Genomic DNA, 24,716 nt, shown 5'->3' on the forward strand with positions numbered 1-24,716 from the left:
GCTTCGCGCCCGCTGGGGCGGCCGCTTCTGGGGCTTGTTAAGGCGTTTGCTCATGTCTCAGATCGTCGTCCCCGTCACCACCCATGGAGTCGACCGCGTCATGGACGCGATCGAGCTTGCTGCCGTCTCTGCCGAGAAGGGGAAGCTGCTGCAGATGCTGCAGGCGCTGCCGGCGGACGACGTACGGGCGGCGCTCGCGGCGCATCCGAAGGAGCTGCGGGCGAAGCTCGATCGGCTCGTCATGGGCGAAGACCCCGAGGTCGGGTTCGACGCGCTGCTCGACGCGGGCGTGCTCGCGGTGGTGTTCCCCGAGGTCCACGCGATGGTCGGGTTCGGCGACGGCGAGTGGCGGCACAAGGACGTCTGGAAGCACACCAAGCAGGTCGTGCGTCAGGCGGTGCCGCGCCTCGAGGTGCGGTGGGCCTCGCTCTTCCACGACATCGGGAAGGTGAAGACGCGCAGCATCGATCCGCAGGGCAAGGTGCACTTCCTCGGTCACGCCGAGGTCGGGACGCGCATGTTCGACAAGCTCGAGCGGCGCCTCGGCATGTTCTCGCCCGAGCCCGCGCTCCGCGACACCGTGCGCTTCCTCGTGCTCCACCACCTCCGCGCGAACCAGTACGAGCCGGGCTGGACCGACAGCGCGGTGCGCCGGTTCGCGCGCGAGCTCGGCGCGCACCTCGACGATCTGCTCTGCCTCGCGCGCGCGGACATCACGACCAAGCGGCCGGAGAAGAAGCGCAAGGGGCTCCAGCAGATCGACGAGCTCGCCGCGCGCATCACCCAGCTCGCGGCGGAGGACGCGAAGCTGCCGCCGCTCCCCACCGGCGTCGGCGACGCGGTGATGAAGGCGTTCGGCATCCCGCCGTCGCGCAAGATCGGCGAGATCAAGAAGCTGCTCGAAGAGATGATCGCGAAGAACGAGATCGAGGAGCGCCAGCCCTCGGAGTACTACGTCGAGCTCATCGCGAAGGACAAGGCGCGCTTCGGCATCTGAAGCGCGCCGCGCGCCTACTTCTTCTTGAGGCGCGCCTCGAGGTCGGTCGTCGCCTTCACGAGGGAGCCCTCGTGGATGCAGCCGAGCATGTCCTTCGGGCGGAAGTGGCCGACGAAGCGCGGCGGGGCGAGCGTCTTGAAGACGTAGAGCGTGCGCTCGTCGCCGCGCTCCACCGCGCGGTCGAGCATGCCGCGGATCGCCATGCAGTTGTTCACCTTCTCCGCGGCGTGGAGCTCCACCGTGATCGCGAGGGCGGGGCTCATCTTGCTCTTGTCGGCCTTGGCGAGGTCCGCCTTCGCGCGCTCGACCGCCTTCGGGTAGTTCACGCCCGACTGGCCGTAGCCGATGTCGTAGAGATCGTCGAAGCCGATCGCGCCGAGCTCGCCGTCGAGGAGGGCCCACGCGTCGTCGACGGCGCCCTTGTTCGCGCTCGGCTGGCCCCACAGGAGCGCGGTGTTGCGGACCTCCTGGCGGAGGGTGACCCCTTCGGGGCCGCGCAGATCGAAGCTCGGGTTCGCCTTCATCACGAGGCCGACCTCGCGCATCGCCTCGCGCGGTTTGTCGGTCTGGCTGTACGCCTTGAAGAGCGCCTTGTGCACGTCCTCGCGGTTCTGCGCGTCGGGCGGCAGGCTCTGCAGCGCCTCGATGCCGGAGCCGTAGTTGCCCTTGTCGATCTCCGCCTTCGCGGCGGCGACGCGCTCGTCGATCGTCGGCTCCGCGATCTTGCCCGCGTCGCCCGGCGTCGCGACGAGGCCGGTGCTCGCGTCGTCCGCGTCCTTCGGAGCGCCGCTCTTGAGGACGACCACGATCGTGATCACGAGGACGAGGATGCCGATGAGGCCGCCCGCGGCCGCGATCATCCACGCCTTGCCGCCGAGGAAGCCGACCGGATCCGCGAGCGCGGCGGCGCCGGCGAACTTCGGGTCCGTCTCCTTCGTGCCGTTCGCGAGGTTGCGATCGCTCTCGCGATCGCGGAGGCGCGGCTTGCTCGACGGGATCGCGCCGGGGACGTCCACCGCCGGTCCGAAGCCGCTGATGATGTTCGGGTTCGTGCCGAGGCGGCCGCCGGGCTGCGACGCGTACGCGATGTCGATCGAGCCCGAGTTCACGAGCTCGCGCATCATCGCGCTGAGCTCTTCGATGAGCTCCTTCGCGTCGCCGAGGCGCTCGTTCGCCTCTTTCGCGAGGAGGCGCTTCACGAGGTGCTCGACGTCCTCGGGGATGTTCGCGTCCGGCGCCTTCGTGTTCATCGGCGGCATCGGCGCGGTGACCTGCATGCCGAGGAGCGCGACCTTGCTCTCCGCGTTGAACGGGCGCACGCCGCAGAGCATCTCGTACATGATGATGCCGAGCGCGTAGAGGTCCGCGCGCGCGTCGACCGGCTGCCCGAGCGCCTGCTCCGGCGCCATGTACTCCGGCGTGCCGTAGACCATGCCCGCCTGCGTGAGGACGGGCTGGCCGGGGCCGGGCGCGCTCTTCTCCACGTCGCCGGCGGTGAGCTCGCCGATCTGGACCTTCGCGATGCCGAAGTCGAGGACCTTCACGAAGTCCGGATCGCCGTCGCGATCGACGAGCATGACGTTCTCGGGCTTGAGGTCGCGGTGGACGATCTTGAGCGCGTGCGCGCGCGAGAGCGCGGCCGCGATCTGGCGCGCGATGTGGAGCGCGCGGCCGAGGTCGAGGCGTCCCGCCGCGATCGAGTCGCGGAGGCTCTTGCCCTCGACGTACTCGAGCGCGAGGAAGAACGAGCCGTCCTCGAGCTTCCCGAAGTCCGACGCCGCGACGACGTGCGGGTGCTCGATGTGCGCCGCCGCCATCGCCTCGCGCTCGAACCGCGCGACGACCTCGGGGAGGCGCGTCATCTCCGGGTGCAGCACCTTGACCGCCATGCGCTTGCGCATGAGCACGTGCTCGACCTGGTAGACCGCGCCCATGCCGCCCTCGCCGAGGAGGCGCTCGACCTTGTAACGATCGCTGATCGTCTGGCCGATGAGGCCCTTCGCCGCTCGGGCGGGGGGACGGACCGTCTGCGCGCCGCCGGGACGCGACGAGTGGGCGCGGGGCGTGACTCCCTTCGGGTTAGAGCCCGGCGCCTTGGTCGGCTTGTCGTCAGCAGGGCCCGCCATCGAGGAAATTCATAAGGAGAACGAGAGACCCGGAACCTAGCATGGCCGCCGCCGCGGCGCGCTAGCTACTAGAGGTCGAGCATGACTCCGACGGAGAGGCCGAGCGCGAGGCGATCGATCGTATTTCCACCGGCGTAGGCGCTGCCCCAGTGCGCGAAGCCGACCTTGCCGCCGAGCTCGGCGAAGAGCTCCCACGGCTTCCGAAGCTTGTAAGATGCACCGAATCCGAACGGGACCTCGAAGAAGCCCCCGCCGCGGCGCCCCTGGCCCATCCCGGCGTAGCCGAAGCCGGTGAAGATCCAGCCGCGCGTCCCGCGCGGGAAGAACGGGATGATGCCCTTCAGGTGGAGGCCGCCGTCGCCGAAGAAGCGCGTGCGCGCGCCGGCTTGCGGGGAGACGTCGCCGCCGAGGTACGCGCCGACGTGCACGAGCGGGAGGAGCGCGACGTGCGAAGCGAGCTGCGCGGAGGGACCGAGGAGCGTGTCCTTCACGCCGGCGGGGCGGCGCGTGAGGAACCGCTTCGTCGCGCCGGCCTCGAGCGAGGCGTCCCAGTGCACCTGCGCCGATGCTCTCCCCGCGGCGAGGAGCGGGACGAGGAGCACGCCCAAGAGCACGAGCAGGCGGGCGAAACCTCTCATCTCCGCGGCTGTTTAGACCAAAGAACGGTAGCCAACCATGGATCTTTCGGAGTAAACCCCGCGCTCGCGATGCCGCGCCGCACCTTGGCCGTCGTTCTCTTTGCGGTCCTCGCGATCGCGGCGTGCATCGACGTCCCCGACAGCATGCGCGCCCAATTCGCGCCCCCCGGCCCGAACGATCGCTCGAACTACCGCCCCGGCACCCACGGCTCGGCCCTCCCCCTCGCCGACCCTCCCCCGCCCCCCGACGCCGACGCCGACGCAGCACCACCAGACGCAGCCCCACCGGACGCAGAACCGCCCGACGCCGCAGACCCCACGCCCCCCGACGCCGCCGAACCCCTACAGTCCACCCTCGACCTCGACAAGGGGCCCCAGAAGCGGCCGCGAATGCGGGCGCGCAGCGCCCCTCGCGCAAAGCGCGAGGGCCGTGTCTGGGGTGGGGGTGTCGGGGGCGAAGCCCCTGACGTTGAGAGCCCTTTGGTATGAGGCCGCTAGCCCTCGCCGCCTTCGCCGTCCTGACAGTCGCCAGCTGCGCGACTCGGCAGCTGCCGCCGGTGGTGGTGCTCGACAAGAAGGTCGATCCCGCGCGACCGGCGACCTACAACGGCCTCGCGCTGCGCTCGGGGCAGCTCGTCCTCACGGAATCGCCTGATTCCACGAGCTTCGTGTTCCCGCTGCTGGTGAAGAAGTACTACCCGTTCACGCACGTCGCGATCCTCAGCGTCGAGAACGGCGAGCCCTGGGTCTACGACGTGACGGGGGAGGTGAAGACCTTCCCGATCCGCTCGCGGATCATGGACAACGTGAAGGGCAAGATGTACCGGCGCCCGCTGTTCGAGTACATCGCGCCGAACCTCTACGCGGAGATCTTCGATCCGCCGCCCGGCGCCGACGGCGACAAGATCGCGGCGTGGGCGCGCAAGAAATTCGAAGAAGGCGTCGAATTCGACAATTATTTCGACAGCAAGGAGCACTCGAAGCTGTTCTGCTCCGAGATGGCGATGCTCGCGATCGCGGACGCGGGCGGGCCCGTCATCGACGTCGAGGCGTCGAACCCGAACGCCTCGATCGTCGAGGGGATGAAGTGGCTCGGCGTGCCGCCGGGCGAGGCGCTGCCGGTGTACCGCTTCGCCGATCCTTCGCGGTACGTCGCCGCGCTCGGCCAGTTCACGAACCGGACGCAGGCGTACTCGTACTTCGAGGGCAAACACGAGGTCCACCGCCGCTTCACCGCCGATCAGCGGATGGGGTTCGTGTTCACGCTCGACAGCTACGGTCGCATCGGGGTGAGGCCGGAGATCAGCACCTTCGTCGCGCGCTGCGCCCATATGTACGACGCGGATCCTCACCCGCCGGAGCCGTTCGATCCGCGCATCGAGAAGGACTGCCGGAAGATCGCGGACGAGATGTTCGGGCCGTTCCCGGATCCGACGCCGCTCCCCAGCACACCGACGCCGCCGACGCCGCCGGTCGCCACGCCATGACCGGAAGTCTGCGTCATCTTGCATCCTTTGCGTGTGCGGCCGGCGCGCTCTTCGCCGCGCGCGAGGCGTCGGCGCAGGGGCTCGTTGGGCCCTCGACGAGCGGCCCGTCGTCGGGTCGGCCCGACGTCACGAGCTCGCCCGAGACCGACGGCCCGGCGAAGCAGGCCACAAACTCGGTGAAGCTCTTCGATCAGTACCGGTCGATCGTTTCGTATCAGCTCGACATCGGGCCGATCTGGTCGCGTCGCGCGACCGGGACGACGCCGATCACGGATCGCCGCAACTTCGAGCACGGCGCCCCGCTCGCGAGCGAGATCGGGCTCGGCACCAGCTACACGACGAATTCGTTCAAAGGGCCCTTTTACATCGCCGCGACGTCGCGGACCTCGCTCCGCATCCTCGACGCCAAGTCCTTCTCCTGGTCGCTCTTCGAGGAGAAGCTCGGCGGCGGCATCCACGTCGGACCCATCGATTTCGAAGCGAAATTCCGGGTTCAGTTCCTGTCGGTCGACATCATGCACGCGCAACCGAGCGTCCAAATGCTCTCGCCCGGCGTCGAGGCCGGCTTCGGCGTGCGCCTCGGAAGAATTCGGCTGGACATCAAAGGACACTCCGAATACTTGTGGCGATGGTTCGGGCCGGACTATTACGTCCGGGGGGTCACCATCGGGCTTCGGCTCGATGCCACCCGACCCAAGAATCCTTTCCCAGGGGCACCTCCTGCCCAGTAGCCGCGCTGTGCCTTACCGCCAGCCCTGCTGTCGCATTCGGAGGTTGATCTTGGGGAAGGTCGTCGTGTATTCAGGCCGCTCCTCGAGGGCTACCTCGAATTATCGACGTCCGCGCGGGCGGTTTGACGCTGCGGAAAACGACAAAGACTCAATCCTGCAGTACCAAACACCCTCCTGGGAGGCTCAGATGTCGACGAAGAACTTGCTCAAGATTGCGACTGGTGGAGTGATGAGTGTCATCCTCATGGGTTGCGGCTTCCTCGGGGGATACCCGACGGGCTCGCTCTACACCGGCACGCAGGTGCCGCACGGCATCAACCGCAACGAGACGTCGGGCCCCGGCAAGACGGGCGACAAGAAGGGTGAGGCCTGCGCGACGGGCATCCTCGGTCTCGCGGCGTTCGGCGACGCGTCGCTCGACGCGGCCAAGAAGGCTGGCGGCGTCACCGAGCTCCACTCGGTCGAGTTCCACGGCACCAACATCCTCGGCATCTACACCCAGGGCTGCACGGAAGTGCACGGTAAGTGAGCGCCATGACGACCACCAAGCTCCTCAAGGCGGGCGTCGGCGCGGCCTTCGCTCTCGTGGCAATCGGCTGCGGCTTCGGCGGCGGCTACCCCTACGGCTCGCTCTACACGGGCACGCAGGTGCCGCACGGCATCAACATCAACGAGACGTCGGGCCCCGGTAAGACGGGCGACAAGAACGGCGAAGCCTGCGCGACCGGCATCCTCGGCCTCGCGGCGTTCGGCGACGCGTCGCTCGACGCGGCCAAGAAGGCCGGCGGCGTCTCCGAGGTCCACTCGATCGAGTTCCACTCGACGAACATCCTGGGCATCTACACCCAGGGCTGCACCGTCGCGCACGGCAAGTGAGCTGACGGCGAGCGCCTCGGCGCTTCCGAACATGCCCTGTTCACGCGCGAGCGTGGACGGGGCATGCTCGTTTGTGTGTCCACGAGCGCGCCCTTCCGTCCCGAGATCGTCGCCGGCGATCGCGTCTACCTGAGTCACTTCGACCGCTCCGACGCGCCGTTGATGGCGCGATGGCTCAGCGATCTCGAGGTGACGACGCACCTCGGCGCGATCGGACAGGTCTTCGGGATCGAGGACGAGGAGGAGTGGATCGAGCGCGTCCGCCGCGACCGCTACAACCCCACCTTCGGCATCGTGCTGCGAGACGGCCAGCGCCTGATCGGCTCGCTCGGCTTGAAAGGCGTCGACCACAAGCGCGGCACCGCCGAGCTCGGCGTCTGCATCGGCGAGAAGACGGAGTGGGGCAAGGGCTACGGCACGGAGGCGATCCGCCTCCTCGTCGACTACGCCTTCACGCTGCTGGGGCTGCACGCGATCCACCTGAAGCACTGGGCGTTCAACGATCGCGCGCACCGCGCGTACCTGAAGGCCGGCTTCAAGGACGCCGGCCGCCTCCGCAGCGCGATCGAGGTCGGCGGAGAGCGCCACGACGAGCTCTTCATGGACATCACGCGCGAGGACTTCGGCGCGTCACGGCTCCTTCCGCAGCTTCGTCTGACGCGGTAGCGTGCTCGCTCGAAGATGGCGAGCACGCAGAAGCAGTCGGTTCGTAAAGGGTTCGAGCGGCAGCGGGACGTCCACCCCGTCGGGATCACCGGGAAGGAGACGCCGGTCGAGATCATCGAGCGGATGTTCCCGGCCTACGTCGGGCGGCAGGAGCGCACCGCGTTCGAGCTGATGCGGCGATCGTCGCAGGACGACACGTGCACGTTCCTCACGATGTCGGGCGCGATGACGCCGGCGGGGCTGCATCAGTCGTGCATCATCCCGCTCATCGAGCGCGGGCTCATCGACTGCATCACGACGACGGGCGCGAACCTGTACCACGACGCGCATCGCGTGATCGGGCATCGCATCCGCGAGATCGACCCGAACGGCGGCGACATCACCTACCGCCTCGCGCGCATCATCCGCATCTACGACCTCGGGTTCCACGAGGAGACGCTGCTCGAGACGGACAAGCTGTTCAGCGCGCTCATGACGTCGCCCGACTACCAGAAGAAGATGACGACGACCGAGCTGCACTGGCTGCTCGGACGCGACATCGCGCGGATCGAGGACGCGCTCGGCGTGAAGTCGCCGTCGCTCATCGCGACCGCGTACCGGCACGGCGTCCCGATCTTCGTCGGCGCGGTGCAGGACGGATCGATCTTCCTCAACGCGGTGAAGCTGAAGCGCCTCCTCGGCGACGCGTTCAAGCTCGAGATCGACGTGAACGACGACGTCTTCGAGATGGGCGCGATGCAGCACCACTGCTTCGGGACGATGAAGAAGAAGATGGCGATCTGGATCCTCGGCGGCGGGGTGCCGAAGAACTACACGCTGCAGGGGGAGCCGCTGCTCGACCAGATCCTCGGCGTCCCCACCCACGGCTTCGACTTCGACGTGCAGTTCTGCGTCGATCCCGTCGACAACGGCGCGCTCAGCTCGTGCCCCGCCGGCGAAGGGCACACCTGGGGCAAGGTCTCGGCCGAGAGCGTGCAGTACGGCTCGGTGTACTGCCACTGCGACGTCACCGCGGTGTTCCCGTGGCTCACCTACGCGCTGCTCTCCGATCCGCGCGTGCACAAGAAGCACCGGCGGCTCTTCGACGTGCGCGCGAAGGCGGTGAAGAACCTCCAGGGCGAGGTCGAGAAGCGGCGGAAGAAGCTCGTGGAGACGGTGAAGTTCGATCTCCCGAAGAAGAAGACGGCCAAGAAGAAGTGACGCGGCCGTTCGCGTCCTACGACGTCGAGCGATGCCGCGCGCGCATCGCGGCGCGGAACGACGCGCTCCACGCCGTGCTCACGCCGGTCGAAGCTTCGGAGGGCGGCGCGCGGTCGGGCCAGCTCGCGGGTGTGCCGTACGTGCTCAAGGACACGTGGGACACCGCGGGGATCCGCACCACCGGCGGATCGTGGCGCCATCGTGCGCGCGTGCCGGCGTCGTCGGCGCACTGTTACCGCGCGTTCGCGGAGGCGGGCGCGGTGCTGCTCGGGAAATCGAACCTCTGCGACCTCGCGTTCTCGACCGAGAGCGACAACCACCTGCGCGGGCCGGTGCGGAACCCGCACGATCCGTCGCGCACGGCCGGCGGCTCGACCGGCGGCGGCGCGGCCGCGGTCGCGGACGGGATGGCCGCGTTCGAGTGGGGCTCGGACTTCGGCGGCTCGATCCGCGGCCCGGCCGCGTTCTGCGGCGTGGTCGGGTTGCGCCTGTCGACCGCGGCGTGGCCGGTCGGGTATCACCACTTTCCACGACTTCCTCCGTTCTTCTGGGACATGTGCGGGATGGGCCCGATCGCGCGCGACGTCGAAGGCGCGCAGGCGGTGGTGGACGCGGTCCGCGGCGCGCTGCGGAGGAGCGAGCACCCCGCGCCGCGCGTCGATCCGGATCGTGTCGTCGTGTGGGCGCCCGATCGCGCGCACGACGACGAGTGGCCGTCGTTCGTCGCCGACGTCGCGACGTGCCTTCACGAGGCGGGGGTGGGCTGGTCGCTCGGCGAGCGCTTGCCGTCGCCGTCGCGCGTCAACGCGGTGTTCACGGAGTACCTCGCGGCGCACTTCGGCGAGCTCGTCCGCGCGAACGAGCTCCCGCTCCCCGCCGCGCTGCCGGCCGTGTTCATCGGGCTCTTCTCGAACGGGCGCCTCGATCGGAGGATTCATCCGAACACCGGCATCCTCCTCGCCGCGGTGACGGCGATGCGCGCGGTCCATCGCGACAAACCGCGCGCGGCGGCGGCGCGGGCCGCGCTGCGTGCGGCGTGCGACGAGGTGTGGAGCTCCGGCGCGCTCATCGTGTCGCCGACGGTGACGATGAAGCCGCCGCGTCACGGTCGCGCCGCGCTCGCCGTGCGCGCGATGAGCTTCTGCAAGCTCGGGAACCTCGTCGACGCGACGGGGCTCGCGATCCCGTTCGGCGTGTTCCCCGGGACGCCCGCGCTGCCGCGCTCGCTCCAGATCCTGGGACCCCCGGGCTCCGAGGACGCGGTCCTCGCGCTCGGACGGCGGCTCGCCTTCACTCGAAGCCGATAGACTCGATCATCTCGTACATCGCGAGGGTCGACTCCGGCGACTCGTAGTCGAACGCGAGGCCGGAGCGGGCGCTCTGCTTCGGGCGGCCGAGCACGTCGACCTCGTCCTTCGGCCTTCGGTCGTGGGCCCACACGACGACGGCGCTGATGACGAGCGGGTCCCAGCGCGTCGGCGTCGCGAACGCGACGGTGACGCGGTCGCCCGCGACGAGCGGCTCGTCGGTTTCCACGCCCGCGCCGGCGATGTGGACGTCGAGGACCGTGCCGGCGCGCTCCCACGCCGTGCGCTCGCCGCGCAGCGTGACCGCGATGCGGACAGGACGACGGCCGTGCGCGCGGAAGTGCGGTTTCGTCGGATCCGACACCGGCGTGCGAAGATACCATGTCGCAGCGCCGAAAGGGCCGAGCTCTTGTGCGGCTCGTCCTTCATTTCGGCCGCGTGTTGGCGTTTTTGGATGCGCCTCGGTTAGGATGACGGTCTCCCGATGAGCAACGACACGCGCAAAGACAAGCGAGCGAAGGTCGTCAGCCTGAACGTTCGCTACAAGAGCGCGACGGTCGACGAGTTCATCGAGAACCACTCACACGACGTGAGCAAGGGCGGCATCTTCGTGAAGACGCCGACGCCGTTCCCTCCGGGGACGCTCCTCAAGTTCGAGATCCGTCTCGCGGGCGACAAGAGCGTCATCTCCGGCGTCGGTCGCGTCGTGTGGAAGCGCGAGCCCACGCAGGCGGCGTCGGAGAAGCCCGCCGGCATGGGCGTGAAGTTCATCAAGCTCGACGACTCGTCGCGCGCCGTCATCGACAAGCTCGTCGCGACGAAGGCCGACGCCGGCAGCGCGTACACCTCCGATCCCGCCGCGCTCGAGGACGAGAGGACGCTCGCGCAGCCGGGCGCCGCGCCGGGTCCGGGTCCGAGCCCGAGCGTCGGCGGCGTGTCGTCGTCGACGATCGTCTCCGCGCCGCCCGTGCCGGAGTCGCAGTCGCTTCCTTCCGCGACGCCCGCGACGGCGAAGGGCCTCGGCGGTCCCGCGCCGGCGCCCGCTGCTCCGTCGTCGTCGCCGGCCGTGTCGAAGACGCCGAGCGCCGCGAGCCGTCCGGCCGCGACCGGCTCCTCGGGCGCCGGTGGCTTCACCGGCAACAAGACGCTCCCGCTCGGCAGCGTGCCGCCGGGTCTCGTGCCGCCTTCGACGAAGGCGCCTGCGCCTGCTCCCGCGTCCACGCCGGGCGCCGCGGCCGCGAGCGGCCCGCCCGCGCCGGTGAAGATCAAGCCGCAGACGATGCTCGGCGTCGCGCCGGCGGCGAACAACCCGTCCACCGCGGTGACGACGCCGGCGATGGCCGCGGTGTCTCCGGCGTCCGCGCCGGTGGCAGCGTCCGCGCCGGCGGCAGCGTCCGCGCCGCCGGCTCCGCCCTCGTCGGCGTCGGCTTCCGGCGCGAAGAGCGCGGCGCCGCGACCCGCGTTGAACCCGCGCAAGGCGACGATGATGGGTGTGGCGCCGGCGGCGAACAGCCCGCCGCCGGGGACCAAGTCGAGCCCGAACCTCGAGACGGACGAGACGCAGCAGTTCTTCGCGACGCCGAAGGCGCCGCCGGTCGGGGAGGCGACGCCGAAGGCGCCGCCCGCGACGATGGCGGACGCGTTCCTCGGCGGCGTCTCGGAGAAGGACGCGGACTCGAAGAAGGAGGGAGGCGCCGACGCTCCGACCGTCGCGGAGAAGAAGAAGCCGGCGGCGAGCCCGATGTTCCCGACGAGCACGGGTCCGGAGGAGCCGGTCAAAGAGCCGACGATGATGAAGCAGGCGGCGGAGCTCCTCGAAGAGGCGCTGCGCGAGGCCGGCGGCTCGATGGAGGAGATCGGCAACAATCCGCTCTTCGCGACGAAGGGCGCGACGGTGAACATGAAGGAGGGCGTCGGCGCCGCCGCCGAGCCCAAGGCCGAGAGCAAGGACGAGCCGAAGTCCGAGAAGAAGGACGGCGATCAGTCGGGCGACACGGTCGTGATGTCGAAGGCCTCGGTCTCGACGCCGCCGCCGGCGAGCGCGGCCGCGCCTTCGAGCGCGACGCCGCAACCGGCGCCGGTGCGCTCGGCCCCGCCGCCCGCCCCCGCGAAGCCGATCGGCGCGACGATCCGCGAGCCGGACAAGAAGAGCTCGACCGGCCTCATCGCGGGCCTCGTCGTCGTCGTGCTCGTCGCGGCAGGCGGCGTGTTCGTCTACAAGAGCATGTCCTCGGGCGGCGGCGGCACCGACGTACCGCCCCCGCCGACGGCGCCGACCGAGAGCGCGCCGGTGGTCCCGGCTTCTTCGACGCCGCCTCCGCCTCCGACTCCAGTCCCCGCGGCGACGCCCGACGCGGCGACGCCCGAGGCGGTGCCTCCCGCGATCGACGCCGCGGTCCCCGCCGCGGCGGCCGACGCGGGTGGAGCGACGGCGACGGCGGTGGTGGCGCCGGCACCTGCGCCGAAGCCGAAGCCCAAGCCGAAGCCCAAGCCGGCGCCGCAACCGTCGCCGGGCACCGAGCCGACGGGCGATACGACCACCGAGACGCCGCCGGCCCCTGCACCCGCGCCGGCCCCCGCGCCCGATCCGTCGCCTTCTCCCGATTCACCGCCGCCCGAGCTCTGAGCGCTCTAAGCGCGGCGGAGGAACGGGTTCGCCGCGCGCTCTTCGCCGATCGTGGTGTTGGGCCCGTGCCCGGCGATCACGATCGCGTCGTCGGGGAGCGCGAGGATGCGCTCCTTCAGCGAGCGCATGATCTGAGCGGAGTCACCGCCCCAGAGATCGGTGCGACCGATGCCGCGTCGGAACAACGTATCGCCGCTGAAGACGTGCGTGGCGTCGGGCGTCTTCACGACGAAGGTGACGCTGCCGGGCGTATGTCCGGGCGTATGGAGGACGCCCATCTCGACGGCGCCGGCGCTCAAGCTCGACGCATCGGTGAGGGAGCCTTCCATCTCCACGGTCTCGGGCAGCTCGATGCCGAGCATGGCGGCTTGCACGGGGAGGAGATCGTAGAGGAAGCGATCGCTTTCGTGGATGCACGCCCGCGCGCCGCTCTTGCGCTGAAGCGGCGCGGTAGCGCCGACATGATCGATATGCGTGTGCGTATGGACGATCGCGTCGACGGAGGCACCGGCGGCGTCGAGCTTGGCCGCGATACGCTCGAAGTCACCACCAGGATCGACGACGATCGCACGCTTCGACGCACCGTCGATCACGAGCGAACAGTTGCACCCAAGCGGCCCCGTCGGAAACGTCTCGACGCTGATCACAGCGACGACATAGCACGCGCGCTCCTCTTGCAAACGATGCCGCGTGGGCTAGCGTGAACGCGTCCTTCCGGCGTCGTCTAATGGCAGGACAGAGGATTTTGGATCCTCTTATCGGGGTTCGAATCCCTGCGCCGGAACCGCGAGCTCAGTCCGCGACCTTCGTGAAGGTGTAGCCCAGGGTCTCGAGCTTCGCGTCCTCGATCGCGTACGGCGAAGTGCCCGGGCCCTTGAGCTGCGCGATGCATAGGACCGGTGGCTTGCCGGTGGAGCTGTTCGAGGTCTTGCTGTCCTGGCCGCCGGCGTCCGACACCGTGATCGACTTGTCGTCCCATGTCGCGTTGACGGTGATGCCGACGGTCACCGTCTCGTAGCCGTCGCCCGAGCAGCGGCTCGCGAACAGGATCTTCCCGTCCTTGAACTGGACGCGCGCGAGCAGGTTCGCGCCGCCGTTGTTCACCGCGGTCTCCCACAAGCCGTCGAGCTTGGTGGTGTCGGCGCTCGACGACACGCTCACGGAGTAGAGCGGCTCGTACGGCGACGCCGGCGGAGCGTCGGCGTCGTCGTCGCTCGAGCAGCCGATCATGCACACGAGACCCATCACGCCAAGCCAGCTCTTCATCATGATGGGGGCCACCTTATCCCGCGAAGCACGCCGTGCAAGAGCGTGGTTTCAGATTCGACGCGCGGCGCCGGTGGTAGCTCGCGGGCATGCGCACCGTGCTCGTCCTCGCCGCCCTCGTCGTCGCGGGTTGCGGCTCGGTCGCGCCTGCGCCCGCAAGCGACGACTCGGCGCTCACGGGCGCCGAGCTCCGCGTGCGCGACGTGAGCGGGAGCTGGGCGAACGGATGCGCCGTCACCAGCGCCGGCGCCGCGACGTGCTGGGGCGAGAACCACGATGGACAGCTCGGCACCGGCGGCAGCGACGACTCCGCGCTGCCCCTGCCGGTGCCGGGGCTCGAGAGCGGCGTCGCGCAGGTCGCGGCCGGCGGAGCCTCCGCGTGCGCGCGCACGAGCGCGGGCGCGGTGTGGTGCTGGGGCCTCAACACGAACAAGCAGCTCGGCATCGGCTCGGGCGTCTTGCAGCAGCGTGTGCCCGCGCGTGTCGTCGGGCTCGACGGCGGCGTCGCGTCGATCGCCCTCGCCGCGGATCACGGCTGCGCGATCGTCGGCGCCGCGCTCCGCTGCTGGGGCGCGAACGAGGTCGGACAGCTCGGCAACGGCGGCTCGATCGCGAGCGGCGTCCCCATCGAGGTGCCCGGGCTGCGCAACGTCGCCTCCGTCTCGACCGCGAGCGCTCACACGTGCGCGCTCCTCGCCACCGGCGCGGTCACGTGCTGGGGCAACAACGAGCGCGGTCAGATCGGCGACGGCTCGACGCAGGATCGACGGCGGCCGGTGACCGTCACGCTCGGCGCGCGCGCGATCGCCGCGAGCGCGGGTCACGAGCACTCCTGCGCCGTCGTCGACGGCGGCGGCGTGAAGTGCTGGGGGCGCGGCGACATGGGGCAGCTCGGGAGCGGCGCGGTCGGCGACGCGTCGCGGCCGGTCGCGGTGCGCGGGCTCGACGCGCCTGCGGTCGCGGTCGCGGCCGGCGGCTATCACTCCTGCGCGTTGACACGCAACGGTGAGGTTGCATGTTGGGGCCTCGCGCTCACGGGGCAGGTCGGTCACGGGATCGAGATCCAGCGCGAGACGACGGCGCAGAAGGTCGTCGGGCTCCCCGCGCGCGCGACGAAGATCGCGCTCGGGCTCTATCACTCGTGCGCGATCGTCGAGGGCGACGAGCTCTGGTGCTGGGGGCTCAACGGCTACGCCGGCGCGCTCGGCGTCGCGACGAGCACGTTCTCGACGAGCACGCCCGTCCGCGTGCGCTGAGGGCGTCAGCGCGCCTCGATGCAGCTGCCGGGGCTGCCGAAGATGGCCTGCCACGCGCGGCGATCGTGCGCGGGGAGGATGCGGACGTTCGGAGCGCGCGCGGCGAGGGCGCGGAGGTCGCCGACGCGCTCGAGCGTGGCGTCGGGATCGGAGTCGGTGTCCGCCATCAGGAAGCCCTTCGGCTCGCCTGCTTCGAGCTGCGCGAGCGTGCTCACCGTGTCGCCGACGTGGAAGATGGGATGGCCGTCGTGGAGATCGAGGAAGACGCCGACGCTGCCGGGCGTGTGGCCCGGGAGCGGCACCACGACGATCGTGCCGTCGCCGAACGGGTCGAAGCTCCTCGCGAAGCCTTCGTGCGGCTGGTCCGTGAGCTCGATCTCCTTCACGAGCGGGGCGAGGCGGCGGGCGTGGGCGGGGACGATCTCGAAGAGCGTCTCGTCGAGGCCGCGCCGGACGAGCTCGGCCTCCGGCGGCGTGAGGAGCACCGGAACGTCCGGCATGTCCATCATCCCGCCGACGTGATCGACGTGAACGTGCGTGGGGAGGAACGACGTGATCTCGTCGGCGCGGATGCCCATGCCGGCGAGCACCGCCGGCAGCGGCGCGCGCGGCTTCATCATCGCGGGGATCGCCTCGTAGAACGCGCGGTCCTTGCCGGAGTACGGCTCGATCTCCGCGTCGTAGCTCGTGCTCGCGCCAGCGTCGACGAGCACGGTCCCCTTCGCGTGCCGCACCACGATGCCCGACGCCGTCGCGGAGCCGAGCACGTTCGTGTGCGCCGTCTCCACCCAGCAGAGCGAGACGACCGGCATCGGCGCTTCGACCGGCGTCGCGACCGGCGCTTCGACCGGCGCTTCGGCTTCGACCGGCGCGCTCGACTCCTCCACGCATGCGGTGGCGGCGAGAGCGGAGAGAAGGGCGAGGAGAGCGATCTTCGACATGCCCTACGTCGTAACGGTGACGATCGATGCGTGGACGCGGAGCCCCTTTGCAGGAACGCAAAGGCGCCGCAACTAAGCGAAACGGCGGCCTTCTTCGAGCAGGAGCTCCCACGCGGCCTCGACGCGCGGGACCCGGCGGAGGGCGCGGTGGGTCACGAGCCAGAGCGCCGGATCGGGTCGGGCGGCGAGGCGCTGCTCGAGCGCCGGGGCGAGCCGAAGCTCGCGGAGCCCGGGGACGCCGCGGAACGCGCGCGAGAGGAGGAGCGCTCCTGCTCCGCCGCGGGCGGCGGCCATCTGCGCCTCGAGCGAGCTCGCGCGCACGGCGACGCGCTCTTCCTTCACCGACTCCTTCACCCAGCGCGCGTCGGGGAGGTCGTGCGTCGTCCACGTGATCCAGTCGACGTCGTTCGGATCGGCGAGCGGCTCCGGCACGCGCGCGTCCGTCGCGACGAAGACGACGGTGGGGCTGTCGCCGAGCTTCATCGCGAACAGATCGCCGCTCGTCGGGCGGACGAGGCGCACCGCGACGTCGGCCTCACGCAGCGTGAGGTCGGCGAGCTCCGCCGACGCGTCGAGCTGCACCTGCAGCCGCGGGAAGCGCCGGCGCAAGCGCGCGACCGCAGGGGCGATGAAATGCGTGCAGATCGCAGGTGGCGCGCTGATGCGCACCGTCCCCTCCGGGGCCGCCTCCAGCGCGTCGAGGACGTTGTCGACGTTCACGACGCTCCGCTCCACCGCCTCCGCCGCGTCGCGCAGCGCGTCGGCGGCGGCGGTCGCGACGACGCCGTCGGCGGTGCGCTCGAAGAGCTGCACGCCGAGCGCGGCCTCGAGCGCCTCGAGGCGACGTCCGATCGTGGAGGCGTTCACGCCGAGCGCTTGCCCCGCGCCGGAGAGGCTCCCCGACCGCAGCAGCTCGAGGAGCACCTTCAGGTCGTCCCAGCGATACGTCGTTCGCTTCACTCGTCGTCGCCGTCGCCGAGCAGCACGCAGAGATCGACCTCGGTGCGGGCGAACACCCAGCCGTCGACGGTCGCGGTCGCGCCGGCCTCGAAGTCGCGGCGGACGTTGTCCTGGACCATCGCCGTCACGTCCTCGTAGCTCTCGCGCGTCGCGAGGAGCGCCTCCACCCGCGTGAAGCTCTCCACGAGCTGGAGCCGCTGCGCCTTCGCGTCCGGGGCGATGCTTGCGAGGTAGCGTTTTCCGATGAAAACGGCATAAGCGCGATCATCGGGATCGAAGTAGTCGAGGACGACGAGGCGGTCTTCCTCGCCGAGCGACGGGAGCGGAGGCAGCGCCTCGACGTCGTCCTCGCTCGAGCTGCACGCCGCCAGGTGCGGGAGCGCGAGCGTCCCCGCGGCGGCGCACACCGCCTTGAGGAGATCGCGTCGGGCGAGGAGCGCGCGCGGGGTCATGCCTTCGCTCCCTTCAGGTGATCGGCGAGGCGGTGAGCGAGCGCCACGATCGTGAGGGTGGGGTTCGAGTCTCCTCCGCTCGGGAAGACCGCGCCGCCGGCGACGTAGAGGTTCTCGACCTCGTGCGCGCGTCCGTTCTCGTCGACGACGCCCTTCGCCGGATCGCGGCTCATGCGCGCGGTGCCCATGTGGTGCGCGCCTCCGGCGGGAACGAGCGGGGCGTCGGTCAGGTGGACGTCCCAGAGCCGGCCGAGCCCGAGGCGCCCGAGCTCACGCGCGAAGACGCCGAGCGAACGACGGATCGCCGATCGATTCTCTTCGGAGAGGTTCCAGTGCAGCTCGACGCGCGGCATTCCGAGCGCGTCGAGGTCGGCGCCGAGCATGACCCGGCTGTCGGGGGCGATCGTCTGCTCGCAGCGATACGTCATCTGCGCCGCGCCGAGCACTCCCTTCCGACCCAAGAGCGCCGCCGCGGTGTCGAGGCCGATGACGCCGGAGGGCGTGTCGAGCGGGACGGTCGCGAGCGTCGCGCTGAGGTTCGGCAGACCCTCACTCGCGCGGACGGGCGCCTTGATCCCGATCGCGCCGATGACCCGCACGTCGCGCGGGACGCCGTTGACGGTCGAGCGGACCGGCAGCCCTCCGTAGAAGTCGAGGTTCGGCGCGTCCTTCCACAGGATCGAGCCGCTCCCGTAGAGGTGCGGGTGCTCGAGGAACTCTCCGACCCGCCCGCTGCCGTTCGCGATCCCCTCCGGCTGCTCGTCGTTCGAGCAGAGGAGCAAGCGCGCGTTCTCGATCCCGCCGAGGGCGAGGACGTAGCGCCCGGCCTCCACAGTGAAGCGTCCGCCGTCGAGCGTCGCGCACTCGAGGTGCGAGATCGGAGCGCCGCGGCGGGCGAGCCGGAGCTTCCGCAGGTTGGCGTTCAAGTAGACGCGGACGTCCGCGGCGCCGTCGAGCCGGGAGCGATAGCGCTCGCCGAACCGCGTCGGCGGGCTGAAGCGATAGACGCGCGTCTCGAGCCCGCTCGGCTCGAGCGGGAGCAGCGGTCTGTCGGCGGTGCGGGCCAGCACCTCCGGGTCGTACTCCATCTCGCCGATCTCGACGGTCTGGTGCGCGCGCGCGTAGTAGGGGAGGAGGTCGTCGTAGCCGAAGGGCCAGCCGCTGTCGGGGATGTAGGGGCGAGGCTCGAAGTCTTCGCGCATGAGCGGCCGGCACCAGCCGCTCCACAGCGCGGTCGTACCCCCGAGGACACGCGCGCGCGTCTCGTCGGGTTGCCATGTCTCGATCCCGAGCACGCGTCCGCGCGTGAGGTCCTTGTTGGGCTCCGTGACCACGAGGCCGCCGCTCTCGAGCACGCACACCGACAGCCCCGCTCCTTCGAGCTCGAGCGCGAGCGTGATGCCGGCCGCGCCCGCGCCGATGATGCAGATGTCCGCACGAAGGACCGAATTTGCCGCGAGCGTGCGAGCGTCGAGCAGCATCACTCGACGAGATACCACTTCGTCCGAGCCCGCGGTCCCGGAGTTCGACCACCGCATCGGATCGTGCGACGCACCGTGGGAGCAAATCGACGAATCGTCCGGGGCGACTCCCACGATTCAGCGGCTGGTGTCCGCAGAAGCCGGGCGGTACAATGGCCCCTTCCCGTGACCGCCTCCTCCTCGGACCCGATCGCGCCCGGCGACATCGTCGAAGGGAAGTACCGCGTCACGAAGGTCGTCGGCCGCGGCGGGATGGGGATCGTCTTCTCGGCCTTCCACCTCGAGCTCGAGCAGCCGGTCGCGCTCAAGGTGCTCGCCACCGGCGCGGAGAAGGCCGTCATCGAGCGGTTCGTCCGCGAAGCGAAGGCGGCCGCGCTCGTGAAGGGCGAGCACGTCTGCCGGGTCTTCGACGTCGGACGCCTTCGCTCCTCGGGCCACCCCTTCATCGTGATGGAGTACCTCGAGGGCGGGGACCTCGCGCGGAAGGTCGAGGACGGCGCGAAGCCTCCGGTCTCGGAGGTCGTGGGCTGGATCGTGCAGGCGTGCGACGCGCTGTCGAGCGCGCACGCGCGGGGCATCGTTCACCGTGACATCAAGCCGGCGAACCTCTTCCTCCACCGCGACGAGAGCGGGCAAGAGCTCGTCAAGGTCCTCGACTTCGGGATCTCGAAGATCAGCAAGCCGGGCTCTCGCTCGCTGACGCAGACGAGCAGCGTGATGGGCTCGCCGCTCTACATGTCGCCCGAGCAGCTCGCGTCGTCGCGCGACGTGGACCTGCGCTCCGACATCTGGAGCCTCGGCGTCGTCATGTACGAGCTCCTGACGGGCGGCGAGGTCCCGTTCGACGCCGAGACCGTCGTGCAGCTCGCGATCTCGGTGCGCGAGCAGCCGCACCGGCCGCTCTCGAGCCTCCGCTCGGACGTCCCGGCGGGGCTCGACCGCGTGGTCGACACGTGCCTCGCGAAGAAACCCGAAGACCGGTACGCGAGCGTCCACGACCTCGTCGCCGAGCTGGCGCCGTTCGCGCCGCCGGAGGTCGGGTCCATCGTCGCGCGGCTCGCGCGGCTCGCGAAGAACCCGCTCGCCGTCCCGTCTTCGAAGCCGCGGGTCGCCCGCTCCTCGCCGGACCTCGATCCGTGGTCGGGGCTTCCGTCGCTCTCGGCCCTCGCCGACCAGATCGACGGGACCGAAGCCACGCAGGTGGACACCGGACGTACCGGGCCGCGCGTCGCCGACACCGGGGCGAGGAAAGCTCCGAGCGAGACGATCCGCTCGGTCGGGAGCGAGCCGGGGGCTTCGCTGAAGCAGACGCTCGATCCGCTCCAGACCAGTTCGACAAACCTCGGCCCTCCCGCGAAACCGAAGCTCGCGATCGGGATCGCGATCCTCGCGGTCGTGATCGTCGCGCTCGCCGCGCTGGCCGGCGTGGCGAGGGGCGGAACGCCGACGAGCGCGTCGGCCGGCAAGCTGGAGCGTACACGCGGCGTCGATCCGTCGCCCGTCACCGTCTCCGGCGCGCGCGACGCAAGCACCGACCACTGAGGCGATCGAGCCTCAGCTCACGGTTGTGCTGCACCCCCCACGTGGGTAGCTTGGTGCTGGGTCGCGGCGGGAGGTCGCGGTTTCGACGAATGGGGACGTAACCAACATGCGAGCTGTCGCTGAACCAGACGATGAAAGGGTAGTCGTATCCTATCGTCGTTTCCCACGAATTTCGTGGACGGGAGCCGGTGGCCCCTTCGAGGCGGTGATCGATCGGGCGATGGTCGTCGGGGCGTCGGCGGACGCCGATCTGGTGATCGAGGACGCGGCGGTGTCGGGCTTTCACGCGGAGCTCGATCCCCGCGACGACGGGCTGTGGATCCGCGACCTCGGGAGCCTCAACGGGACGTTCGTGGGCGGCGTGCGCGTGCGCGAGACCAGCGTGTCGTCGCAAGCGAGCATCACGATCGGCGGAACGGTGCTTCAGGTCGACTACGAGCAGGGACCGTCGCTGCCGATCGAGCTCTGGCGAACCGACACGTTCCATTCGCTCGTCGGGCAGAGCCCGATCATGCGCGAGCTGTTCGCGTACCTCGCGCGCGTCTCTCCTTCGGACGCGTCCGTCCTCATCCGCGGCGAGACCGGGACCGGCAAGGAGCTCGTCGCGCGATCGATCCACGAGAGCTCGCTCCGGTCGCAGGGTCCCTTCGTCGTCGTCGACTGCGCGGCGTTGCCCGAGAACTTGCTCGACGCCGAGCTGTTCGGGCACGCGAAGGGAGCGTTCACCGGCGCCAACACCGTGCGCGAGGGCGCGATCGAGAGCGCGAACGGCGGCACGGTGTTCCTCGACGAGATCGGCGAGGTCCCGCTCGCGATGCAGCCGAAGCTGCTCCGCGTGCTCGAGCAGCACACGGTTCGCCGGCTCGGGGAGAGCCATCACCGCAAGGTGGACGTGCGGTTCGTCAGCGCGACGCACCGCGATCTCCTCGCGATGGTCGCGCAGGGCCGCTTCCGCGAGGACCTCTACTTCCGCCTCGCCGTGCTCCCGGTCGTGGTGCCGGCGTTGCGCCAGCGTCGCGAGGACATCGAGCTCCTCGTTCGCTACTTCGCGGGAGGCGCGGAGCTCAGCCCCGCCTTCGTCGAAGAGCTGTCGAAGATGCCGTGGCGCGGCAACGTCCGAGAGCTGCGGAACGCGGTCGAGAGGGCGCGTGCGCTCGGCGAGGCGAAGGTCGGCGCGCAGCTTCGGCCGTCGTTCGGCGCGGAGACTCCCACGAGCGTGGGCCGTCGCCGCGCTCCGACCCAACGGCCGCCGGCGTTCGGCGACATGCCTCGGCCGTCCAGCATGCGGAGCACGAGCGCGCTCCACGAGACGACGAAGAAGCGCGAGACCGGCCCGCAGGACGCACCGCCCGCCGCCGCCGCGCCTGCAGCCGCCGCCGCCGCCGTGCCGGCTCCCGCGCCCGTGCCGGTCGCGGTCGCGGGCGCGGGCGCGTTGGCTTCGGCGATGCCGCTCCCGGGCTCTGCGCCTCCGGAGGGGGCTGCGCCGAGCCACGCGCCACCGCTCACCTCCGTGGTTCAGGGGCTCTCCGGTGTCCCTACGGGCGTTCCGTTCGAGGGGGACTTCCGCGCCTTCCGAGAGAAGTGGATCGAGCTCGGCGAGCGCGAGTACCTGAAGAACATGATGGCCAAGCATCGCGATCGTGTCCCCGCGGTCTCCGAGGAGGCGGGCGTCAACCGTACCTACATCTACCGCCTGATCCGGAAGTACGGGCTCCAGAGCTAGTCGCGATTGGACGTCGCGCGCGGGTTGAGCGTACCTTCCATCTTCCATGGCGGCTGTGGCACCCGATCCGACAAACGCCATCGAGGCGGGTCTCATCACCCCCATCGCCGAGCTCGGTCGCGGCGGCATGGCGACGGCGTACCTCGTCTCGATGCAGCAGCCGAGCGGCTCCGACAAGCTGATGGTCGTGAAGCGGCTCCGTCGCGCGCTCTCGGAGGAGGCCGACTTCGTGAGGATGTTCCTCCAGGAGGCGCGGCTCTCGGCGAGGCTCAATCACCCGAACATCGTGAAGACGACCGAGGTCGGCGTCGACTCGAGTCTCCCGTTCATCGTGATGGAGTACCTCGACGGCCAGGCGTTCGAGGCCGTCTCGAAGCGGTTCTGGAGCCGGCCGGCGACGGTCTCGGACGGCGCGAACGGCGAGCCCGATCTCTTCCTCCGCGTCTCCATTCACGTCCTCCAGCGCGTGCTGCTCGCCCTGCATCACGCGCACGAGCTGAAGGACGTCGACGGCTCACCGCTCAACGTCGTTCACCGAGACGTGTCCCCGCACAACGTCATGGTCACGTACGACGGTACGGTGAAGCTCCTCGACTTCGGCATCGCGAAGGCGGCGGACTCCTCGGCCGAGACGCGCACGGGGATGATCAAAGGCAAGTGCGCCTACATGGCGGCGGAGCAGTTCGGCGGCAAGAACGTCGACCGCCGCGCCGACGTCTTCGCGGTGGGCGTGATGCTCTGGCAGGCGCTGGCGGGCCGCCCCTTGTGGAAGGGGCTCTCGGACAGCGACATCTTCCGTCGCGTCTCCGTGGGCGACATCCCGCTCCCATCGTCGATCAACCCGAGGGTCCTACCGGACATCGAGGTGATCTGCATGAAGGCGCTCGCGCTCTCGGCCACGAACCGCTACGCGACGGCGGAGGAGTTCCACGCGGCGCTCGAGGACTGGCTCCGCGACAACCTCGACTACGAGATGACGACCGCGGAGCTCGGCGCCGTCGTCTCGGAGCTCTTCGCCACCGAGCGGCAGAAGATCCAGACCTTCGTTGCAGACCGGCGCGAGGCGATCCGCGCCCAGCCGAAGATGCCGGAGAGCTCCTCCAAGATCGCCCTCTTGCCCTCGGACACGGGCCCGAACAGCACGGGGACGGGTTCGAACACCGGCCCGGGGAACACCGGCCCACTCATCGCAAGGTCCTCGACGGCGGACCCGCTCCCGGTCACGCAGCCGAAGTCGAAGGCGCTGCTCTTCTCCTTGGCCGGCCTCGCCGCCGCCGTTGTCGTGGCGGGCATCGTGTTCGCGCGCCCGCAGGCACCGGTCGCGACGACCCCGACGCCTTCCACGGCTCCAACGTCGGACCCGACGCCCGCCGCGACGACGTGCGTGCTCACGCTCCGCGCCCAGCCGGCGAACGCGAAGCTGTACTTCGACGACGCGCCGCTCGACTCGAACCCCGGCTCGATCACGGTGCAGCGTGGCCCGATCACGCATCGGGTACGCGTCGAGGCGGAGGGCTTCCAGCCGAAGAGCTCCCTCGTCTCGGTGGACGAGCCCGAAGTGACCGTCGACGTCACGCTCGACCCGAGCCCCGCCGCCCTCTCCTCGGCCACGGTCCCCGCCACCGCGCCCGCCCCAGCGCCCGACGTACGCAAGCCCGTCGGCGGCCGCCCTTCCGCGCGCCCCTCGGCCGCGCCCTCGCAGGCGCCAGCTCCTGCGCCGTCCCCCGTCCCGGCGCCGAAGCCGCCGCCGTCGGGCAAGCTCCTCGACGAGAGCGACCCCTGGAAGAAGTAGTCGCCGCGTTAGACGAGCGTGTCGTCATCTGCAGCGTTCAATTCTGAATCGTCGACAAGAGGGTAGGCGCGCACTTCGATCCACCGCTGCAACTCGACGACGCTCAGCTTCGTCTCTTGTCCTTTGTCGTGTGCCTCGTGTGCGAGCTCGAGTGCTCGAATGTACTGCCGTCGGTCGTTGGTCGTCAGCGTCCAACTCCGGATGCCCATTCGCTCCTTGCGGCAGATCTTCTTGACGAACAACCTGCCGACGCGCCCGTTGCCGTCGACAAACGGGTGGACGCGAAAGAAGCTCGCGAGGAACGCCGCTGCACGCGTCGCGAATGTCCAACCGTCGTTCGGACATGTCGCCAAGCGGAAGGCTGTGCCGATCCCTGCAGGGATGAGCTCAGCGCGTACACCTTCGCGTTCGTGGCGCCCCTGAGCCGCCATAGCCAGCTCGTTCCCATGGTCGCCTCAAGCGGCCAGCGATCGACGGGATGGCGTACTCGAACAAGGTGAGATGCGCTTCGCGCACTTCGACGAGGAAGTCGTCCTCGTTTTCGGACAACAACTCGCCCTCCTTGCTATCGAGGTTTCGCATTCCTCGAAGAAGCCGCTCGTGGAGCACCTTGTATTCGTCGAGCGTGTGGAACTGCTCGGTAAATACG

Annotated in this window: 23 protein-coding genes and 1 tRNA gene; 14 read left to right on the plus strand and 10 right to left on the minus strand. The window is 70.1% G+C overall.

Features of this window, described 5'->3' with window-relative positions; translation table 11 throughout:
• Positions 1-52 precede the first annotated feature (52 nt).
• A complete protein-coding gene (locus tag KF837_24130) occupies positions 53-997 on the plus strand; it encodes an HD domain-containing protein (GenBank protein MBX3230433.1) in 945 nt (314 codons plus the stop codon).
• 14 nt (positions 998-1,011) lie between these two features.
• On the opposite strand, the gene KF837_24135 is transcribed toward KF837_24130, so the two are convergent.
• Both KF837_24135 and KF837_24140 read right to left on the minus strand, forming a co-directional pair.
• Positions 1,012-3,123: a serine/threonine protein kinase gene (locus KF837_24135; GenBank protein ID MBX3230434.1), complete on the minus strand. Its 2,112-nt coding sequence runs from the start codon at positions 3,121-3,123 to the stop codon at positions 1,012-1,014.
• Between the two features lie 68 nt (positions 3,124-3,191).
• Positions 3,192-3,761, minus strand: coding sequence for a hypothetical protein (locus tag KF837_24140; GenBank protein MBX3230435.1), 570 nt, complete (start codon positions 3,759-3,761; stop codon positions 3,192-3,194).
• 485 nt (positions 3,762-4,246) lie between these two features.
• Between KF837_24140 and KF837_24145 the strand changes: the two genes are divergently transcribed.
• From KF837_24145 to KF837_24175, 7 genes are all read left to right on the plus strand, one after another.
• Positions 4,247-5,248 (plus strand): hypothetical protein, encoded by a 1,002-nt coding sequence (locus KF837_24145; protein MBX3230436.1) that lies wholly within the window; start codon positions 4,247-4,249, stop codon positions 5,246-5,248.
• 176 nt (positions 5,249-5,424) lie between these two features.
• The gene (locus KF837_24150) at positions 5,425-5,979 is read left to right on the plus strand and encodes a hypothetical protein (protein MBX3230437.1); all 555 of its coding nucleotides are present in this window, start codon (positions 5,425-5,427) and stop codon (positions 5,977-5,979) included.
• A 229-nt stretch (positions 5,980-6,208) separates the two neighbouring features.
• Positions 6,209-6,508: a TRL-like family protein gene (locus KF837_24155; protein ID MBX3230438.1), complete on the plus strand. Its 300-nt coding sequence runs from the start codon at positions 6,209-6,211 to the stop codon at positions 6,506-6,508.
• 5 nt (positions 6,509-6,513) lie between these two features.
• On the plus strand, positions 6,514-6,855 hold the full coding sequence (locus KF837_24160; protein ID MBX3230439.1) for a hypothetical protein: 342 nt from the start codon (positions 6,514-6,516) through the stop codon (positions 6,853-6,855).
• 75 nt (positions 6,856-6,930) lie between these two features.
• Complete coding sequence (locus tag KF837_24165) at positions 6,931-7,521, plus strand: GNAT family N-acetyltransferase (GenBank protein MBX3230440.1); 591 nt, start codon at positions 6,931-6,933, stop codon at positions 7,519-7,521.
• A gap of 15 nt (positions 7,522-7,536) precedes the next feature.
• The gene (locus KF837_24170) at positions 7,537-8,721 is read left to right on the plus strand and encodes a deoxyhypusine synthase family protein (protein ID MBX3230441.1); all 1,185 of its coding nucleotides are present in this window, start codon (positions 7,537-7,539) and stop codon (positions 8,719-8,721) included.
• Entirely contained in the window at positions 8,718-10,028 is a 1,311-nt protein-coding gene (locus KF837_24175; GenBank protein MBX3230442.1) for an amidase, read from the plus strand. Before KF837_24170 ends, KF837_24175 begins: the two co-directional genes overlap by 4 nt.
• Here KF837_24175 and KF837_24180 read toward each other — a convergent pair.
• Entirely contained in the window at positions 10,012-10,392 is a 381-nt protein-coding gene (locus KF837_24180; protein ID MBX3230443.1) for a PilZ domain-containing protein, read from the minus strand. The genes KF837_24175 and KF837_24180 overlap by 17 nt on opposite strands.
• Before the next feature lie 120 nt (positions 10,393-10,512).
• Between KF837_24180 and KF837_24185 the strand changes: the two genes are divergently transcribed.
• A complete protein-coding gene (locus tag KF837_24185) occupies positions 10,513-12,654 on the plus strand; it encodes a TIGR02266 family protein (protein ID MBX3230444.1) in 2,142 nt (713 codons plus the stop codon).
• 5 nt (positions 12,655-12,659) lie between these two features.
• Here KF837_24185 and KF837_24190 read toward each other — a convergent pair whose 3' ends face one another.
• The gene (locus tag KF837_24190; GenBank protein ID MBX3230445.1) at positions 12,660-13,298 is read right to left on the minus strand and encodes an MBL fold metallo-hydrolase; all 639 of its coding nucleotides are present in this window, start codon (positions 13,296-13,298) and stop codon (positions 12,660-12,662) included.
• Between the two features lie 69 nt (positions 13,299-13,367).
• Between KF837_24190 and KF837_24195 the strand changes: the two genes are divergently transcribed.
• Positions 13,368-13,438: transfer RNA gene (locus tag KF837_24195), tRNA-Gln, on the plus strand.
• Positions 13,439-13,446: 8 nt separating this feature from the next.
• Here KF837_24195 and KF837_24200 read toward each other — a convergent pair.
• A complete protein-coding gene (locus tag KF837_24200; protein ID MBX3230446.1) occupies positions 13,447-13,923 on the minus strand; it encodes a hypothetical protein in 477 nt (158 codons plus the stop codon).
• Between the two features lie 86 nt (positions 13,924-14,009).
• On the opposite strand from KF837_24200, the gene KF837_24205 reads away from it, so the two are divergent.
• Positions 14,010-15,176 (plus strand): hypothetical protein, encoded by a 1,167-nt coding sequence (locus tag KF837_24205; GenBank protein ID MBX3230447.1) that lies wholly within the window; start codon positions 14,010-14,012, stop codon positions 15,174-15,176.
• 5 nt (positions 15,177-15,181) lie between these two features.
• On the opposite strand, the gene KF837_24210 is transcribed toward KF837_24205, so the two are convergent.
• The 4 genes from KF837_24210 to KF837_24225 all read right to left on the minus strand — a co-directional run bounded on the left by KF837_24210 (position 15,182) and on the right by KF837_24225 (position 19,010).
• Positions 15,182-16,117 carry an MBL fold metallo-hydrolase gene (locus KF837_24210; GenBank protein MBX3230448.1) on the minus strand — a complete coding sequence of 312 codons (936 nt, stop codon included), beginning with the start codon at positions 16,115-16,117 and terminating at the stop codon, positions 15,182-15,184.
• A 72-nt stretch (positions 16,118-16,189) separates the two neighbouring features.
• A complete protein-coding gene (locus KF837_24215; GenBank protein ID MBX3230449.1) occupies positions 16,190-17,077 on the minus strand; it encodes a LysR family transcriptional regulator in 888 nt (295 codons plus the stop codon).
• Positions 17,074-17,529: a hypothetical protein gene (locus KF837_24220; GenBank protein ID MBX3230450.1), complete on the minus strand. Its 456-nt coding sequence runs from the start codon at positions 17,527-17,529 to the stop codon at positions 17,074-17,076. The genes KF837_24215 and KF837_24220 overlap by 4 nt, the downstream gene beginning before the upstream one ends.
• The gene (locus KF837_24225; protein ID MBX3230451.1) at positions 17,526-19,010 is read right to left on the minus strand and encodes a GMC family oxidoreductase; all 1,485 of its coding nucleotides are present in this window, start codon (positions 19,008-19,010) and stop codon (positions 17,526-17,528) included. Before KF837_24225 ends, KF837_24220 begins: the two co-directional genes overlap by 4 nt.
• A 165-nt stretch (positions 19,011-19,175) precedes the next feature.
• Between KF837_24225 and KF837_24230 the strand changes: the two genes are divergently transcribed.
• The 3 genes from KF837_24230 (at position 19,176) to KF837_24240 (ending at position 24,067) form a co-directional block, all read left to right on the plus strand.
• Positions 19,176-20,552: a serine/threonine protein kinase gene (locus KF837_24230; GenBank protein ID MBX3230452.1), complete on the plus strand. Its 1,377-nt coding sequence runs from the start codon at positions 19,176-19,178 to the stop codon at positions 20,550-20,552.
• Positions 20,553-20,757: 205 nt separating this feature from the next.
• The gene (locus KF837_24235; protein MBX3230453.1) at positions 20,758-22,275 is read left to right on the plus strand and encodes a sigma 54-interacting transcriptional regulator; all 1,518 of its coding nucleotides are present in this window, start codon (positions 20,758-20,760) and stop codon (positions 22,273-22,275) included.
• A 46-nt stretch (positions 22,276-22,321) separates the two neighbouring features.
• Positions 22,322-24,067 (plus strand): serine/threonine protein kinase, encoded by a 1,746-nt coding sequence (locus tag KF837_24240; GenBank protein MBX3230454.1) that lies wholly within the window; start codon positions 22,322-22,324, stop codon positions 24,065-24,067.
• Between the two features lie 8 nt (positions 24,068-24,075).
• Here KF837_24240 and KF837_24245 read toward each other — a convergent pair whose 3' ends face one another.
• Complete coding sequence (locus KF837_24245) at positions 24,076-24,498, minus strand: Fic family protein (protein MBX3230455.1); 423 nt, start codon at positions 24,496-24,498, stop codon at positions 24,076-24,078.
• Positions 24,499-24,716: the final 218 nt, after the last annotated feature.

This window comes from Labilithrix sp. (assembly GCA_019637155.1).
GTDB lineage: Bacteria > Myxococcota_A > Polyangia > Polyangiales > Polyangiaceae > Labilithrix.